This window comes from Leifsonia sp. GW821-FHT13C05 (genome assembly GCF_058806515.1).
In genome coordinates this window covers 50663-67751 of sequence record NZ_JBXAPT010000002.1, presented here as the reverse complement: position 1 = coordinate 67751, position 17089 = coordinate 50663, and the positions used below count along the sequence as shown (strand labels likewise).

Annotated in this window: 15 protein-coding genes; 8 read left to right on the top strand and 7 right to left on the bottom strand. The window is 68.7% G+C overall.

Annotation, left to right across the window (positions count from 1 at the left end; genetic code table 11):
* Positions 1–56: 56 nt before the first annotated feature.
* Genes AC1ROC_RS06860 through AC1ROC_RS06850 form a run of 3 tightly spaced genes read left to right on the top strand, consistent with a single transcriptional unit; the run spans position 57 to position 2904 of the window.
* Complete coding sequence (locus AC1ROC_RS06860; RefSeq protein WP_492999017.1) at positions 57–944, top strand: carbohydrate ABC transporter permease; 888 nt, start codon at positions 57–59, stop codon at positions 942–944.
* A complete protein-coding gene (locus AC1ROC_RS06855; protein WP_492999015.1) occupies positions 941–1777 on the top strand; it encodes a carbohydrate ABC transporter permease in 837 nt (278 codons plus the stop codon). Before AC1ROC_RS06860 ends, AC1ROC_RS06855 begins: the two co-directional genes overlap by 4 nt.
* Positions 1774–2904 (top strand): Gfo/Idh/MocA family protein, encoded by a 1131-nt coding sequence (locus tag AC1ROC_RS06850; RefSeq protein ID WP_492999013.1) that lies wholly within the window; start codon positions 1774–1776, stop codon positions 2902–2904. The genes AC1ROC_RS06855 and AC1ROC_RS06850 overlap by 4 nt, the downstream gene beginning before the upstream one ends.
* Here AC1ROC_RS06850 and AC1ROC_RS06845 read toward each other — a convergent pair.
* The 4 genes from AC1ROC_RS06845 to AC1ROC_RS06830 are packed head-to-tail and all read right to left on the bottom strand — an operon-like array spanning position 2891 to position 7899.
* Positions 2891–4330: an aldehyde dehydrogenase family protein gene (locus tag AC1ROC_RS06845; protein WP_085368954.1), complete on the bottom strand. Its 1440-nt coding sequence runs from the start codon at positions 4328–4330 to the stop codon at positions 2891–2893. The two genes, AC1ROC_RS06850 and AC1ROC_RS06845, sit on opposite strands and share 14 nt — an antisense overlap.
* Positions 4330–5484, bottom strand: coding sequence for an acyl-CoA dehydrogenase family protein (locus tag AC1ROC_RS06840; protein WP_085368953.1), 1155 nt, complete (start codon positions 5482–5484; stop codon positions 4330–4332). The genes AC1ROC_RS06845 and AC1ROC_RS06840 overlap by 1 nt, the downstream gene beginning before the upstream one ends.
* Positions 5481–6725: a CaiB/BaiF CoA transferase family protein gene (locus tag AC1ROC_RS06835; protein WP_492999010.1), complete on the bottom strand. Its 1245-nt coding sequence runs from the start codon at positions 6723–6725 to the stop codon at positions 5481–5483. The genes AC1ROC_RS06840 and AC1ROC_RS06835 overlap by 4 nt, the downstream gene beginning before the upstream one ends.
* A gap of 58 nt (positions 6726–6783) precedes the next feature.
* Entirely contained in the window at positions 6784–7899 is a 1116-nt protein-coding gene (locus tag AC1ROC_RS06830) for a LacI family DNA-binding transcriptional regulator (RefSeq protein ID WP_256921913.1), read from the bottom strand.
* Positions 7900–8154: 255 nt separating this feature from the next.
* Between AC1ROC_RS06830 and AC1ROC_RS06825 the strand changes: the two genes are divergently transcribed.
* The 5 genes from AC1ROC_RS06825 (at position 8155) to AC1ROC_RS06805 (ending at position 12916) form a co-directional block, all read left to right on the top strand.
* A complete protein-coding gene (locus AC1ROC_RS06825; protein WP_085368930.1) occupies positions 8155–9522 on the top strand; it encodes an ABC transporter substrate-binding protein in 1368 nt (455 codons plus the stop codon).
* A gap of 4 nt (positions 9523–9526) precedes the next feature.
* Entirely contained in the window at positions 9527–10450 is a 924-nt protein-coding gene (locus tag AC1ROC_RS06820) for a carbohydrate ABC transporter permease (RefSeq protein WP_210723966.1), read from the top strand.
* Complete coding sequence (locus AC1ROC_RS06815) at positions 10447–11343, top strand: carbohydrate ABC transporter permease (protein WP_210723965.1); 897 nt, start codon at positions 10447–10449, stop codon at positions 11341–11343. Before AC1ROC_RS06820 ends, AC1ROC_RS06815 begins: the two co-directional genes overlap by 4 nt.
* A gap of 36 nt (positions 11344–11379) precedes the next feature.
* Entirely contained in the window at positions 11380–12414 is a 1035-nt protein-coding gene (locus AC1ROC_RS06810) for a DUF2804 domain-containing protein (protein ID WP_085368929.1), read from the top strand.
* 175 nt (positions 12415–12589) lie between these two features.
* Entirely contained in the window at positions 12590–12916 is a 327-nt protein-coding gene (locus tag AC1ROC_RS06805) for a hypothetical protein (RefSeq protein ID WP_143465700.1), read from the top strand.
* 3 nt (positions 12917–12919) lie between these two features.
* Here the strand turns inward: AC1ROC_RS06805 and AC1ROC_RS06800 are convergent, their stop codons facing one another.
* Genes AC1ROC_RS06800 through AC1ROC_RS06790 form a run of 3 tightly spaced genes read right to left on the bottom strand, consistent with a single transcriptional unit; the run spans position 12920 to position 17041 of the window.
* Positions 12920–13930, bottom strand: a complete 1011-nt coding sequence (locus AC1ROC_RS06800) for a DUF2804 domain-containing protein (RefSeq protein ID WP_085368927.1) — start codon at positions 13928–13930, stop codon at positions 12920–12922.
* Positions 13905–15728 (bottom strand): glycoside hydrolase family 2 protein, encoded by a 1824-nt coding sequence (locus tag AC1ROC_RS06795; protein ID WP_085368949.1) that lies wholly within the window; start codon positions 15726–15728, stop codon positions 13905–13907. Before AC1ROC_RS06795 ends, AC1ROC_RS06800 begins: the two co-directional genes overlap by 26 nt.
* Entirely contained in the window at positions 15725–17041 is a 1317-nt protein-coding gene (locus tag AC1ROC_RS06790; protein ID WP_085368926.1) for an MFS transporter, read from the bottom strand. Before AC1ROC_RS06790 ends, AC1ROC_RS06795 begins: the two co-directional genes overlap by 4 nt.
* Between the last annotated feature and the right edge of the window lie 48 nt (positions 17042–17089).

Here is a 17089-nt window from a genome sequence, read left to right as displayed (position 1 = left end):
GTCCTCCGGAGGCCGCCGCACACGGCGGCGGCCCCCGGACCGTCCCGAGGTCATCCATGCGAACCGCAACTTTCCGCGCCACCAGGCTGCTCTTCGTCCTGCCGTCCCTGCTGGTCGTCGTCTCCCTCCTCCTCTATCCCGTGCTCTCGAGCATCGTCTACAGCTTCACGAACAAGAACCTGCTCCGGCCGGACGCCGAGTTCATCGGCATCGACAACTTCACCGCCGTGCTCAAGGACGCCGAGTTCTGGGCGGCGTTCGGCACCTCCATCCGCTGGACCGTCGCATCCATCGTCGGCCAGCTCGTCATCGGGTTCCTCGCAGCTCTCGCGCTCAACCGCATCCGGCACCTGACCGGGCTGTTCCGCACGCTGCTGATCATCCCGTGGGCGTTCCCTGCCATCGTGATCGGCTTCAGCTGGCGCTGGATCCTCAACGATGTCTACGGCTTCCTCCCGAACCTGCTCACCGATCTCGGCATCACGTCGTCGAACGTGAGCTTCCTCTCCAACCCGGACACCGTGTTCTGGGCGGTGGTCGCCATCAATGTGTGGTTCGGCGCCCCGCTGTTCATGGTCAACATCCTCGCGGCGCTGAAGACGGTTCCGCGGGAACAGTTCGAGGCCGCGACCGTGGACGGGGCCGGCATCGTGCAGCGCTTCCGCTTCATCACGATGCCGCACCTCAAGAAGGTGATCGGACTGCTCATCATCCTGAGGACGATCTGGGTGTTCAACAACTTCGAACTGCTGTTCCTGCTCACCGGCGGAGGCCCGGCGGGGATGACGACGACGCTGCCGATCTTCGCCTACCGCACCGGATGGGGGCTGCAGCAGCTCGGCGTCGCCTCCGCGGTGACCGTGCTGCTGCTGGTCTTCCTGCTGGTCCTCGCTGCGCTGGCCTTCCGATCGCTCAACCGCTGGGACAGGGAGGACGCCTCATGAACCGTCGAATCATCCGCCGCTTCTCCGCCGCGCCCGCGTACGTCTTCCTGAGCGTGCTCGCCATCGTCTCGGTGTTCCCGCTGCTCTGGATCATCACCTCCAGCTTCAAGAGCTCCTCCGAGCTGGCGAGCAACACGACCGGCTTCTGGCCGCAGGCGTTCACCGTCGACCACTACGTGAAGGTGGTCGCCGACCTCGGCATCCTGAACAACCTCGGAAACAGCCTGATCATCTCGGTCTCGACGACGCTCATCACGATCGTGGTCAGCGCGACCGGCGCTTACGGGATCGTCCGGTTCTTCCCGAAGGTGGGGCAGCGGCTCACCCAGGTGCTGATCAGCACGTACATGTTCCCGCCGATTCTGCTGGCCGTTCCCTATACGGCGATCATGATCTCCCTCGGCCTCATCAACACGTACGCCGGGCTCGTGCTCGCCTACCTCTCGTTCTCCATTCCGTACGCCGTGTGGATGCTCACCGCCTTCTACCAGACGGTCCCGTTGGAGATCGAGGAGGCTGCGCAGGTCGACGGCGCCGGCCGATGGAGGGTGTTCGCCACCATCGCGTCGCCGATCGTCGCCCCCGGCATCGTCGCGACGGCGATCTACACCTTCATCAATTCGTTCAACGAGTTCCTGTTCGCGCTGCTCTTCATCAACGAGTCCGCTCGAATGCCCATCACGGTGGCGCTCTACTCGCTGAGCGGTTCGGAAGTGCTCGACTGGGGAGCGATGCTCGCCGCCTCCGTGGTCGTCGTGCTGCCGTCCGTGATCTTCTTCCTCCTCATCCAAAAACACATCGCAGCTGGGCTCTCGGAGGGGTCCGTCAAATGAACGACATCGAATCACGAACCATCCGCTACGGACTCGTCGGCGCCGGATACTTCGGCCTCGCGCTCGGCCGCGCGTTCACCCGACTGCCCGGCGCGCGCATCACCCGCGTGTTCGACCCGCGCCATGCCGAGCCTGCCGCGGCCGAGTTCGGCGCCGACGTCGCCGAATCGGTGGCTGAGCTCTGCCAGAGCGACGAGGTGGACGCAGTCATCGTCGCGTCGCCGAACTGGGCACACAAGGAGGCCGTCGTCGCGGCGGCGCAGGCGGGGAAGGCGATCTTCTGCGAGAAGCCGATCGCTCTCTCCTACCGCGACTGCACCGAGATGGTGGATGCGGCGGCAGACGCGGGCGTGCTGTTCATGGCAGGACACGTCATGAACTTCATGACCGGCGTGCGGCTGGCGAAGAGGCTGATCGCCGACGGCGCCCTCGGAAGGGTGCTGTTCTGCCGCGCCGTGCGCAACGGCTGGGAGGAGCCGCAGCCGTCGATCTCGTGGAAGAAGAAGCGCGAGCTGTCCGGCGGTCATCTGTACCACCACATCCACGAGCTGGACGTCGTGCAGTTCATCATGGGCCCGGCCAGGACGGTGACGATGGCCGGAGGGAACGTCGCGCATCGTGGCGAGCAGTTCGGCGACGAGGACGACATGCTCCTCATCACCCTCGAGTTCGGAAACGACACGTTCGCGACCCTGGAGTACGGTTCCGCGTTCCGGTGGCCGGAGCACCACCTGCTCATCCAGGGCACGCTCGGGGCGGTCATGATCGACATGCAGCATCCGGGGGTGACCGTGCGCATCGAGGACACCGAGACGAAGCACCTGCTTCACCGCACCGCGGAGGAGGACGCGCAGCGCGCCGAGATCTACGCGGGGAGCGAGTCGGACGGCGCGATCATGTACGGAAACCCGACCACCGTCCCGCCGCTCTGGTTGAGCGGCGTCGTGGAGGAGGAGACCACGTACTTCCACGGACTGCTGCGCGGCAACGTGCCGGAACCCGAGTTCGCCGCCCTCACGGACGGCACCGCCGCCAGGGCGGCCATCGCCACCGCGGACGCCTTGAGCCTCTCCCTGACAGAGGGGCGCAAGGTCGCTGTGGAAGAGGTGCTGACTACCCGCGTGTAGCCGGCACCAGCCGGCCGTTCTCCCGGCGCGGGAGGTGCAGTGGGTTCGCGTCGTGGAGTTCGGCCGGCAGCACGCTCTCCGGGGCGTTCTGGTAGGCGACCGGGGTGAGGAAGCGGCGGAGCGAACTGGCGCCGACCGAGCTGTGCAGCGAGCCCGTCGTGGCCGGCCACGCTCCGCCGTGGTGCTGGGCCCATCCCGTCGCGACACCGGTTGGCCAGCCGTCGAAGACCAGCCTTCCGCACCGGGGCGACAGGATCGCGGCGAGCCAGGTCACGTCCTCGTCCGGCGCCGAGCGGATGGTCGCCGTCAGCGAGGCGGGCAGGTGGCCGAGCGCGGGGAGCAGGTCGTCGCCGGCGGTGTACTCGACCACGACGGTCAGGGGGCCGAAGCACTCGGCGAGCAGCGCATCCGGGTCGGCGAGGAACGCCGCGATGTCCGCCGTCACCACGGCGGGGCGCGCGTCCGCGTCTCCTGGCCCGCGGGAGACCGCGAGGTCGTCGCGCCGGGAGAGCGCGGACACCCGCTGCTCCAACGCGCTCGTCATGCCGTCGGTGAGCAGCGGATGCGCGGGAGCCGACGCGAGTTCGCTCGCCACCGCTGCGGCGAAGCCGTGCCCGGCCGGGACGAACACCAGGCCAGGCTTGGTGCAGAACTGCCCGGCGTCCCTGGTCACCACCTCCACCAGCCCGGCGGCGAGGGAGGCGGCGTCGGCGCTCGCCGCGGCGGCGGTGATGACGACCGGGTTGATGCTGCCCAGTTCGCCGTAGAACGGGATGGGCTGCTGACGCGACGCCGCCACCTCGAAGAGGGCTCTGCCCCCGCGCTCGGAACCCGTGAACGCCACCGCGGTGACGAGCGGGTGACGGACGAGTTCGACTCCGGCCTCCATGCCCTCCACGAGGGTGATGGCATCGGGGTGGATGCCCGCGGCGGCCAGCGCCTCCCTTGCCAGCTCCGCGGTGCGGCGGGAGAGCACCGGGTGCCCCGGATGCGCTTTGACCACCACGGGACACCCCGCCGCGATGGTGGACGCGGTGTCGTTGCCGAGCACCGAGAACGCGAACGGGAAGTTGGAGGCGGTGAACACGGCCACGACGCCGAGCGGGCGCAGCATGCGCCGCAGGTCGGGGCGCGGAGGAACCGTGGACCGGTCGGCGCGGTCGACCGCCGCTTCGAGATAGCCGCCCTCCTCGATCACCTCGGCGAAGAAGCGCAGCTGGTTCGCGGTGCGCGTGACCTCGCCGGAGAGGCGGCCGGGCGTCAGGTGCGTCTCGGCCGCGGCGATGGCGACGAGTTCGGCGCTCGCTCGCTCCAGCGCGGCGGCCAAGGCGACGAGGGCGGCGGCGCGCTCCGAGCGGGTGGTGGCGGTGAAGCCGGACGCGGCCGCGGCGGCGACCGCCTCCTCCACGGGGGTCGGTCCTGGCATCAGAACGCCGAGAGCCCGGTGAGCGAGCGGCCGATGACGAGCGTGTGGATGTCGTCCGTGCCCTCGTAGGTCCTCACCGACTCCAGGTTGGCCATGTGCCGCATCACCGGGAACGCGCTCGTGACACCGTCACCGCCCAGGATCGTCCGGGCGCTGTGCGCGATGGTCAGCGCCTCGCGCACGTTGTTCAGTTTGCCGACGCTGATCTGCACGGGTGTGATGGCTCCCCGCTCCTCCAGGCGACCCAGGTGCAGGGCGAGCAGCATGCCCTTCTCGTACTCGACCAGCATGTCGGCGAGGCGCTGCTGGATGAGCTGCTTCGAGCCGATCGGTGAGCCGAACACCTCGCGAGACGTCGCGCGCTCGACAGCGACCTCGATGCAGCTGCGGGCGGCGCCCATCGCGCCCCAGACGATGCCGAACCGCGCCTCGTTGAGGCACGTGAACGGTGCGGACAGTCCGACCGCATCCGGCAGCTGCGCCGAGGCGGGGACACGGCACGCGTCGAGGTCGATCTCGTACTGCACGGAGGTGCGCATGGAGAGCTTGTCGTCGATGATCGTGGCGGTGAAGCCGGGGGAGGCGGTGTCGACGACGAAGCCCCGGATGCCGTCGTCGGTGCGCGCCCACACCACGGCGACGTCCGCGACGCCCGCCAGGCCGATCCAGCGTTTGCGCCCGCTGATCAGCCAGTCGTCGCCGTCCCTGGTGGCTGTGGTGGTCATCGCGGCGGGGTCGCTTCCGCCCTGCGGCTCTGTGAGCGCGAAGCAGCCGATCAGCTCGCCGCGGGCCATCGCGGGAAGGAGGGCCTTCTGATCGGACGAGCCGAACCGCGAGATGGCGGTCATGGCGAGCGAACCCTGCACGGACACGAACGTGCGCCACCCGCTGTCGACGGCCTCCAGCTCGTGGCAGACCAGGCCGTAGCTGACGGCTCCGGCCCCGGCGCAGCCATCGTCGGGGAGGTGCATGCCGAGGAACCCGGCGGCGCCGAACTCGGCGATGAGTTCGCGGCGGAAGTGCCGGTTCTCGAAGTCCTCGTCGACCACCGGGAGCAGGCGCTCGCGGGCGAACGTGCGCGCGCGCTCCTGCCAGCCCAGCTCCTCGGCGGTGAGGAGGGGTGCGAGGTCGAAGGTGTCGGAGAGGGCTGTCATCGGGGTTCCTGTCGGTGGGTGCGGGGGTCGTCGTCGGGTGTGGAGTGGCGGGGGGTCGGGGCGGCGGCGGGGAGCCAGTCGGCGTCGGCGTGCTGGCCGAGGCCGGGCGCGGTGCGGCCGGGCCGAGGAGGCGAACCGGCCAGGTGGATGGGGTTGGCCGGCTGGCGGCCGCCGACCTCGCCCCGGTCGTCGACCAGCTGCTGCACCGGATGCGCGCCGAGGCTCTCCGCGAGCGCCACGGCCTCGGTGATCGTGTTGACCAGCCCGGCCGGCACGTCCCTGGCGTCGAGGCGCTGTTTCCAGTGCGCGGCCGGAGCGGTGCGGAGGACGGACTCGAGTTCGCGGCGGAGTGCATCCCGGTGGCCGACGCGCTGCGCGTTGCTGCGGAAACGCTCGTCGGCGGCGAGGTCGGGGCGGCCCAGCTCGTCGGCGAGGGCGGCAAACTGGCGGTCGTTGCCGACCGCGATGACGAGCTCGCGGTCCTGGCAGGCGAACAGCTCGTACGGGGCGATGCTCGGGTGCGCGTTGCCGAGACGCCCTGGGTCGATGCCGGTGGCGAGCGCGCCCGACGCCTGGTTGGTGAGGGCGGCGAGCAGGGTGCTGAGGAGGTCGACGTCGAGATGGTCGCCGAGTCCGGTCGTCTCGCGGGTGCGGAGGGCGAGCAGGATGCCCGAGAAGGCGTTGAGCCCGGTGAGCACGTCGACGAGGGCCACGCCCGCTTTGGTCGGAGGTCCGTCTGCCGCGCCGGTCACGCTCATCAGACCGCCGACCGCCTGCACGAGCAGGTCGTAGCCGGGGAGGTCGCTTCCCGGTCCGAACCCGGTGATCGAGCAGTAGACGACACCGGGGTTAGCCGCGCGGACGGCGGCGTCGCCGAGGCCGAACCGCTCCATCGTCCCCGGGAGGAAGTTCTCGATCACCACATCGGCGGTGTGCGCGAGGCGGCGGGCGGTGGCGAGGCCCTGCGGGGTGCGCAGGTCGCAGACGGCGGAGCGCTTGGAGCGGTTCACGCCGGAGAAGTACGTGGAGTCGCCGTGCTCGTCGGTGGGCGGAAGCCAGCGGCGGGTGTCGTCGCCGAGCGGGCTCTCGATCTTGACGACGTCCGCGCCGAAGTCGGCCAGCATCATGGTCGCGTACGGGCCGGCCAGGATGCGCGTGAAGTCGGCGACCCGGATGCCCGCGAGCGGTGCCCCGGGGAGTGGCACCCCGGCGAGTGGCATCGGCGGCTCGTGGTGCGTCATGCGTGCATCCAATCAGACATCCTTGTCTTATTGCAACGTGGAAATATTTATGGGACACTCAGCCGACCGCGGTGGACTCCCTGCGCACGAGGCTGTACGGCGCGTGGTCGGTGCGCGGCTCGGCCTCCGGCTCGTCGAGGCGCCGCAACATGGCGACGATCGCCAGCCGGGCGATCTCGTGCAGGTCGGGGGAGATGGTGGTCAGCGACGGGGCGGAGAACGCGGCCTCCGCGGTGTTGTCCCAGCCGACCACCGCGATGTCGCCCGGCACGGAGATGCCCGCCTCGCGGAACGCCCGCAACGCGCCGATGGCGAGAAGGTCGTTGGCGCACACCAGCCCGTCCAGGCCGCCGAGGGGGTTGGATGCGCCGGATGCGCCGCCCGCGCCACCAGCACCCAGCCGCTCGATCAACTCCTTCGTGCGCTCGTAGCCTTCCTCGCGCGAGTAGTCGCCGTCCGGGCTCGACTGGTCCCAGCGCGACACCGTGACGATGTGCGCCGGGTCCGCAGTGAGTCCTGCTTCGTCGAGGGCTTTCTGGAAGCCCCGGATGCGGAGGTCGGCCGGGGCCGCGCCGATCGTTCCGACTTTCACGTTTCCGAGGAAGCCGAGGGTGCGCCTGCCGCTTTCGATGAGGCACATCGTCGCGTCGTAGCTGGAGCGGACGTTGTCGACGACGACGCTGTCGATCCGCTCGCTGCGGAAGCGCTCGCCGAGGAGGACCAGCGGGGTCGAGCCGCGCTCCGCCTCGAAGCGTTCGAGGTCGATCGAGAGGGGGCTGAACAGGATCCCGTCGGTGAGGATCGTGCGGAATCCGGCCGCCACGCGCAGCTCCCGCTCGAGCAGGCCCCTGGTCTCGTCGATCACCACGTCGTAGCCGAACCGTTCCGCCTCGGTGACGACGGCGTGGGCGAGCTGGGCGAAGTACGGGTGGGAGACGAACGGCACGGACAGGGTGAGCAGGTTGCTCCGTCCGCTGCGCAGTTGCCTGGCCGCCAGCTGCGGGCGGTAGCCGATCTCGGCGATCGCCGCTTCGACCTTCGTGCGGGTCGCCTCGCTGATGTACTTGTGCCCGTTGACGACGTTCGAGACCGTGCGGTACGAGACGCCGGCGAGCGCGGCCACGTCTTTGATCGTGGGTGCTCCCGATCGTCGGCCCGGTGTCTGCTCGTCCATACTGGTCACGGTCACATCGTAGGGGAGCAGATTGTTGCAACGTTGACACATTTGCATGTTTCCACGTTGCAATATTTTGGAATGTCTGCTTGAGTGTCTCTGCAGAGCAGCTCGCCACACCCCCGGCGCCAGCTCTCCGGCATTCACATTCCGGCCGGAGCACCGTTTCGCACACCACATCGAGGCACCCCCTCCTCGAAGCGCCCAGCGGCCACCGACCACGAACATCCATTCAACGACGAGGAGATGATCTGTATGACAGCAGGCACCCAACGGCGGCCGAAACGGCTGCTGGCAGTCGCAGGAGCTGCGGCACTCAGCCTGATCGCACTCACCGCGTGCACCGGGACCAGCGAAGCGCCCGCCGCGGACGGCGGAGGCATCGGAACGGCCAAGAAGCACGTCAAGATCACGATGATGTCGAACGACGCGTTCGCACAGCAGTGGCAGGACCAGCTGGTCCCCGAGTTCAACAAAGAGTTCCCGTACATCGACGTCACCATCGACGCCGTGCCGTACACCGAACTGCTCGCGAAGGGCCTGCTCAACGGCACGGACCCCGAGCCCCAGTACGACCTCATCACGCTCGACGACCCGTGGACGCCGCAGCTGGCGAACGCCGGGGTGCTGCTCGACCTCAAGAACGACGCGAAGCAGTGGACGGACAAGGCGTACGACTGGGCCGACTTCAACGCGGCGCCCCTCGCATCCAGTGAGTGGGACGGCAAGCAGTACGGCGTCCCGCTGCGCTCCAACATGCTGCTGATGTTCTACAACAAGGCGCTGTACGCGAAGGCCGGTCTCGCAGAGCCCACCCCCGAGCTCACCTGGGACCAGTACCTGAAGGAGGCTCCGTCGCTGGTGCAGGACACCGACGGAGACGGCAAGGTCGACTCGTGGGCGGTCGGGCTCACCTGGATGCGTGGAGTGCTCTCCCCGCCGGTCTGGCAGGCCGTCCTCAACTCCAACGGAGGCGCTCTGTTCGACAAGAACATGAAGCCGACGTTCGACACCAAGGAAGGCGCTGCCGCGTTGCAGACGCAGGTCGACCTGCTCAAGTACGCGCCTCCCGGAGCGACGAACTACAACTACACCGAGCCCCTGGATGCGTTCCGCCAGGGCAAGGTCGCCTCCATCTTCACCTGGGGCAGCGCGTACAAGAGCGCCGCCGTCGACCCGGCCGTCACGAAGCTGACGCCGGACCAGGTGGGCATCCAGACGATGCCGGCCGGTTCGGACGGGCCGAGCACGCACCGCGGCATCTGGAGCGGTTCGGTCTTCAAGAACTCCACGCACCCGGAGGCGGCCTGGACGTTCCTGCAGTGGATGACGTCGAAGAAGGGCGAGGTCTGGACGACCAACACCCTCGGATCGTTCCCCGCCCGCAAGTCGACGCTCGCGACCACCCCCGAGCAGGCGTGGCTCTCCCCGGTCTTCACGACCATCCAGAGCGCGTACGACGTGGCGGAGAAGGGCCAGATGTGGCGGCCCCGCAGCCCGGAGTCGAACGCGATCCAGGAGGTCCTCGCCGACCAGACGAGTGCAGCCGTCCAAGGCCAGGCGTCGTCGGAGGACGCGCTGAAGAAGGCCACGGATCAGATCAACAAACTCCTGAAGAAGTAGGAACATGACGGTCGAACTCACGAGACAGCGTGTGGACCGCGCTCGTCGCGTCTCGCGGATGCGGGACATCTTCAGCAGATGGACGTTCATGCTGCCGGCAACGGTGCTCCTCGCCGCTGTCCTCGCATATCCATTGCTCTACACGCTGCAGATCAGCTTCTCGAAGTTCGACCTCGCAACGTTCTCACCGACCGAATGGGTCGGTCTCGAGAACTACACGGCTGCACTGCAGAACGAGACGTTCCAGAACTCCCTGGTCGTCACCGGCATCTACCTGGTGCTCGCTCTTCCGCTGCAGATCGTGCTCGGTTTCGGGATCGCCTATCTGATGAACGCCGAGTGGAGAGGGCGTGGCATCGTCCGCGCCCTCTTCCTCATCCCGATGGTCGTGGCCCCCGTCGTCTCCGGCGGGATCTGGAAGATGATCCTCGACCCGCTCTGGGGTGTGGTCGGGTGGTTCCTCGGCCTGTTCGGGATCCCGCCGATCGACTGGTTCGGCAACGCGACCATGTCGATGATCAGCGTGGTTCTCATCGACACCTGGCGCTCCGTGCCGTTCGTCGCCCTGATCGCCGCCGCCGCGCTGCTCGCGCTGCCGAAGGACGTGTTCGAGGCGGCCAAGGTGGACGGGGCCAACTGGTGGCAGACGCTCAAATCGGTCAGCCTCCCCATGCTGGGCCCGATCATCGCCGCGACCTTCGTGGTGCGCTGGCTGGGGGCGGTGAAGATGTTCGACATCATCCTCGCGACCACGAACGGCGGCCCGGGGGAGGCGACGAACGTCGTCAACCTCTTCATCTATCAACAGGCGTTCCGATTGCTCAAGTTCAGCGAGTCGTCGGCGATGGCGGTGATCGTGCTCGTCATCACGATGATCCTCACGTTCGTGTTCCTGCTGGGCAGCAAGAAACTGGAGGACAGACTGTGACCACGATCACCAGGGACAGGGAGAGTCTCAGGGAGCAGACGAAGCAGCCCAAGACCTCCGCCATCGTCCGGCGACGCCGCAGCGAGCGAGCCCGCATCTGGTCGGGCGTCATCATCTGCGCGCTCTTCCTGCTTCCGCTGCTCTGGATGCTCCTCACCTCGTTCAAGCAGCAGAGGGACATCTTCACCACCCCGCCGACGATCTTCTTCGATCCGACGCTCAACCAGTACGTGCAGGCGTTCGTGCAGGGCGGCCTCGGCCCGAAGATGATCAACACGATCATCGTGGCGGGCGGGGCGGGCATCCTGTCGCTGGTCGCCGGAGCGATGGCCGGCTACGCGCTCTCCCGCCTGAAGATCAAGGGCGCGGCCACGATCGGCGTGCTGATCCTTGCGTCACGCGGTGTTCCGCCGATCGCCCTGGCCGTGCCGATGTTCCTCGTGGCCCGCACGCTCGGGATCACGGACACGCACATCACGCTGATCCTCGCGTACTGCTCGTTCGTCATCCCGTACGTGATGTGGCTGATGCGCGGGTTCTTCCTCGCGCTGCCCAAGGAGCTGGAGGAGTCGGCGATGATCGACGGCTGCTCCCGGATGGGCGCCTTCTTCCGGATCATCGTGCCGATCTCCGCGCCCGGACTCATCTCCACCTTCATCTTCAGCATCATCCTGGCCTGGGAGGAGCTCCTCTTCGCCCTGGTGCTGACCAATCGCAAGGCCACGACGCTCCCCGTCGCCATCGCCGGGATGGCGGGCGACACGGAGCACGGCGCCAACTGGGGAGCGCTGTCCGCAGCCGGCATGCTCACGGTCGTGCCCGTCGTGATCCTCGCCCTCCTCGTCCAGAAGTGGCTGATCCGCGGCCTCGCCGACGGCGCCACGAAGGGCTGATCCCATGAACGACGACAGACAGAAAGGCCGGAACGAGTGAGGCTACCTCTCAAACAGGTGGAGCCCGGTGGCGAGAGCGTCATCGAGCGCGAGATCACCGAGACGACGGAGCTGTGCCTCCCATCGGGCAAGCTGAACCCGGCGGCGGTCGGCTGGACGCGCAGGGCGCTGCACAGGACGGGGTTGCCGGGCTGGGGGCGCAACAAGCGCTTCGAGTACTGGGCCATCGTCACGCCGACGTCGATCGTCACGATGAACATCTCGCACCACGACTACCGCGCGAACGTCTCCGTCACCCACCTCGACCGCGCCACGTACACCGAGATCCGGCAGGGTGGGAACACCTGGTTCCCCGGAGCGGGCGGGATGCGCGACGAGACCAATCGCGAGCCGATGGAGGGCAGCCGCAACGACGTGCTGGTCAGGATGACGCCGCGCGGGGTGAACACCGTGCTGCACGCCGAGTCTGCGCGCATCTCGGTCGACCTGCGCATCATCGGCGAACCGGATCACGAGTCGATGGGCGTCGTCGTCCCGTGGAGCGACCGCGTCTTCCAATACACGAAGAAGGACAACTGCCTGCGCGCGCAGGGCGTGATCGTCGTGGACGGCGTCACCCACCACATCGAGCCGGACGAGTCGTACGCCGTGCACGACCGCGGTCGTGGCCGCTGGCCCTACTTCACCTTCTGGAACTGGGGAGCAGGCAACGGCCTGAGCGCGGACGGGCGGGAGCTCGGGCTGCAGTTCGGCGGCAAGTGGACGGACGGAACCCCGTCGACCGAGAACTGGATCCGCGTCGACGGCCGCCTGCACAAGATCAGCTCGCACCTCGACTGGCGCTACGACCCGACGGCGTGGCTGCGGCCCTGGACCCTCACCGGTCCCGGCGTGGAGGTCACCTTCACCCCGGAACACCACTCCCGGCACGTGTTCGACCGCTGGATCGTGATGAGCAGGGCGGACAGCTGTTTCGGCCACTACTCCGGGCGGATCACGCTCGAGACCGGCGAGGTCGTCGAGTTCGCGGATGTCTTCGGCCACGTCGAGGAGGTCGAACGCCGCTGGTGACGCACCTCACCCGGGCCTTCGGGCCCGCACCGACCGCTCCGGACGCCACTGCGTAGGTCCACTTCCGCAGCCGGAGCCGAGCGGGGCGCTGTACCGATATGCGGCGCCCCGCTCACCACAGCACCACAGCACCACCTTCACAGCACCACCACCCGCACCGATCGGAGACCGCACCATGTCAGTGAAGACCACGCGCCAGACTCCCGCCGTGCTCCGCGTCAGCGACGCAGCACTCGCCATCGCCTCTCCCCGCTCCGGCGACGACCAGGGTGGATGCTCGGCCTGGCTGAGCGGGCCCGCCGGTTCCGGCACCGCCCGCATCCTGCGCCTGGAGGGCGACGCCCCGCATCCGGACATGATCGTGGTCGACTACGCGTCGTCCGGCGGCCTGCACAGCAGGACCTGGGTGCTGCACAGCGTGATCGGCGAGCTCGGCGTCTTCACGCTGCTCGCCGAGTCTCCGACATCGTTCCCGGCCAGGGCGCACGCGCTCATCGGCTGAGCATCACCAGCGGTTGCGCACGTCTTCCGCCCAGCCGAGCAGCCCGTCGATCCGGATGCGCCCCTGCGCGATGTCGACCCATCCCGAGTAGTGGCCGAAGCACTGGTGGCCGCGACTGCCGAACACGACCAGTTCCGTCGAGCTCGTGTGGTCCCAGAACGGCACGAAGGTCACGTCAACACTGCTGCCGCGGATGCGCCACGGCGCCAGCCAGTCCCGTTCGTCGTACTCCCAGTCGAGTTCTTCGCTGATCTTGTGCAGCACGCCGTCGACGAGCACGCCGTTCTCCGTGGAGCCCGTCCCGTCCGTCCACCTCCCGCCGAGCTGCAGGCCGATCGTCCTCCCGTCGACCACACCGGATGCCGCGCCCCAGTTCCACCGCATCCGGTACGGCCAGCGCCCTCTGCCGTGGTCGAGCACGGCCCAGCTCTCGCCGGACGGCAGCTCCACGCGCGTGCCGTCGATGTCCAGCCAGCCGGTGGCGGGGCGCGCGACGTCCTTGACCGTGTACTGGAAGCGCTTGTGCGACCAGGGGACGACGACGGCGAGCACCTCGTGTCCGTCCGGACGCTCGGCGGTGATGTCGAAGGCGACGCCGGGTGCTGTTCCCCGCAGGCGCGTGCCGCCCGGCAGCTCGTCGATGTCGATGGACAGCGAGCGGGTGCGCGCCCTGGCGGACGACGCGCCCAGCCGGGCAGGGAGGGTCGCGCTCCCAGCGAGGGGGGAGACGGCTCCGCGTTCGACGGTCGCGCCCGACCGGATGTCGTGGGCCATGATCCCGTGCACCGCCGCGTAGTCGAGCGACGAGACGGTGAGAGACACGATGTGCGTCGGCGTCGTGACGGCCCAGTACTCCCAGCGCTTGTTGCGGCCCCAGACGGTGCGGCCGTCGATGCCGGACGTGTCGTGCAGCGGTGTGCGCGACCAGCCGACCGAGCGGCGGTCGAGCCGCCCATCCGCGAGGCAGAGCGACACGGGCTCCGTCAGTTCACGCTCGACGATTCTGTGACCCATCCTGGACTCCTTCGTGTGCCGGCAGGTTCGGTGGGGCGACGAGCGCGAACCGCGCGGCCAGCTCCCGGGTGATCGTGCGGACGGTGTCCGCGTCGGCCTTCAGCACGGTCCGGTCGGCGGTGAGGAGGCCGTTCAGCTCGTCCTCCACGTCGGCGAGCTGCGTGTACACGATCCCGGACAGCCCCTCCGCGATGGCGGGAAGCACCTCGTTCCTGTGCAGTGCGGCGAACGCATCCGTGAACGCGGAGACGGACGGGAGTCTGCGATAGCCGAACTCGCGGTCGCTGAACGCGTGCCCCGCGAGGCGGAGGCTGTACCCGCCGTACTCGGACACGACGACGGCGCGCCCGTCGCGGCCCCAGCTCCTGGACGGCCGGATGCGGCGGAAGTAGACGTGCAGGCTGCGCAGGTCGCCGCCGCCCTGGTCGTGCCAGCCGCTCGCGTGGTCGATGACCCTGTCCTGGTCGAGCGACCGGATGCGCTCCACGGCGTCGAGGGCGTCGAACTGCCCCCAGCCCTCGTTGAACGGCACCCAGGCCACCACGCTCGGCACGCTCGTCAGCAGCGTGACGGTCTCGGCGAGCTCGCGCTGGAACTCCTCGCGCCCCGCGGCATCCTGCCTGCCGAAGACAAGATGCCGCCGGTCGTCGATGCGCACGGGCAGCAGAACCGGTGCGGTGATGACCGCCGGGTTGTACCGGCGGCCGCCGTTCACCATGTCCTGCCACACGAGCATCCCGAGCCTGTCGCAGTGGTGGTACCAGCGCAGCGACTCGACTTTGATGTGCTTGCGCAGCATCGTGAAGCCGAGCTCCTTCATGCTCTGGATGTCGTGGATGAGCGCGTCGTCGGAGGGTGCGGTGAGCAGGCCGTCCGGCCAGTAGCCCTGGTCGAGGACGCCGGCGTGGAAGTACGGGCGGCCGTTGAGGAGCAGCCGGGGCATGCCGTTCCCGTCGCGCTCGACGCCGACGGAGCGCATCCCGACGTAGCTGGTGACGCTGTCGGTGCCGAGTCGCACCTCGAGGTCGTAGAGGTACGGATCCTCCGGGCTCCACGCACGCACGTCGTCGACGGGGAGGGTGATCGGCTCGCCCGGCCTGCCGCTGCCGCTCGACACCACCGCGCCGTCGGCGGTCAGGACGACCGTGGCCTCGGTGGTCGTCGAGGCGGCGCTGCCGATCACGGTCACCTCGACCGTGGCGTCCGCGAGCAGCGGCCGGATGTCGAGCCGCTGCACGTGCACCGCCGGCACGGACTCCAGCCAGACCGTCTGCCAGATCCCGGACTGCGCGGTGTACCAGATGCCCCCGCGGCGCAACGCCTGCTTGCCGCGGGAACGGTGGCTCGTGTCGCTGACGTCGACCACGTCGACGGTCAGTACGTGCTCGGCCTCGTCGGACAGAGCGGAACCGAGGTCGATGCAGAACGGCAGGAACCCGCCGGAGTGCCCGCCCACCCGAACGCCGTCGAGGTACACGACGCAGTCCTGGTCGACGGCCCCGAAGTGCAGCAGCACCCTGTCCTCCGCGAACCCGCTCGGGATGCGCACCGTGCGCCGGTACCAGAGGTGCCGTCCAGGAAGCAGCTGCCGCCCGACGCCGGAGAGCTCCGCCTCCGGGGAGAACGGCACGAGGATGTCTCCGTCCCAGTCCACCGGATGCTCTGCGCTGTCGGTGATCGCGTACTCCCACCGGCCGTTGAGGTTGAGGTAGCTGTCGCGCACGAGCTGCGGTCGCGGGTACTCCTGCAGCACGGCATCCCGGTCGAGGGAGTCGGCCCACGGCGTCCTCAGGCTCACGAGCGGCCCCACTTCGCGCGCACGGCGACGAGCACGGGAACGAGCACGAGCACCACGGCCGCCGTCGCGAAGATCTCCGGACCGGGCACCGGCTGCACGACGCCGAGCGAGGTGTACGTGTTCGCCGCACCGGAGATGACAGCGGCACCGAGGAACGGACCGGCGATCATCGGGATCATCACCGCGAGGATCATCCGGATGCCCTGCACGGCACCCGCACGGTCGGCCGGGGTGTGGTCGCGGGTCATCGCGGAGACCGTCGCCAGTGACGCCATCATGCCCGCCATCATCACCGTGGCCGCCGCGATGACCAGCGGCAGGTCGCGCGCGAAGGTCATGGCGATCAGGCCGACAGCGAAGACGCCGACGGCGGGGAGCAGGAACCTGGCCTTGCCGACCCTGTCCATCACGCGGCCGGCGACGATGCTCAGCGCGGACGCCAGGATCAGGACAATTCCGAGGGCGAGCGCGTACGACTCGATGCGGAGGTAGCGCTGCAGATAGATGATCACGAAGGGCAGGAACACCTGGGTGCTCGTGCCGATGACGGCCCAGATCGCCAGCGTGAGATAGAGGGCGGGCTGTCGCCTGACCGTGCTCGGGCGCAGACCGTGCACCACTGCGCTCAGGATGCGCTCCCGCCTGGCCGGAACGCCGCGATCCCGGATGAGGAACCACGACAGCGCGCCCGTCGCGATGGTGATGATGCCGACCACGCCGAAGAACAGCTTCCAGTCTCCGGCGCGGGTGAGGCCGTCGAGCAGCCCGAACACCAGCAGCATGGCGATCAGCGGGAGCACGGCGAGCACGCCGTCGACCCTGCCCCGGTTGGCCGGAGCGGTGGAGTCTGTCACCCACGCGCTGAATGCGGCGTCGTTGGCGCCGGAGCCGAACGCGCTCATCACGCAGTCGAGCAGCACGATCGCGACGATGGCGCCGATGAGGGCGGCCCCGGTGGGAGCTTCAGCACCGGACGGGGCTCCGACGAATCCGAACGCGGCCGTGCAGATGCCCCAGGCGACGTAGCCGACGGCGATGAGCGCGCGGCGGCGACCCATCCGGTCGGACCAGGCTCCGACAAGCAGTGTGGCGACGGTCGCGGCGACCGCGCTCGACCCGACCAGGATGGCGATGACGTTGGGGTCGGGGGAGATGGTGTCGTACACGTACACGTTGAGGTACATGTTCTCGACGGTCCAGGCCAGCTGGCCGACCAGACCGACGACGACGAGCGCCAGCCAGGTCCTGCCGCCGAGGACGGGACGGGTCGCGCGGGTTGCTGCGGGGGCTGCGGGTTCGGTTCGTGGACCCATCACATCCTCATCATCGAGAGTTGCAACGTGGAAATAACTATCCAGACC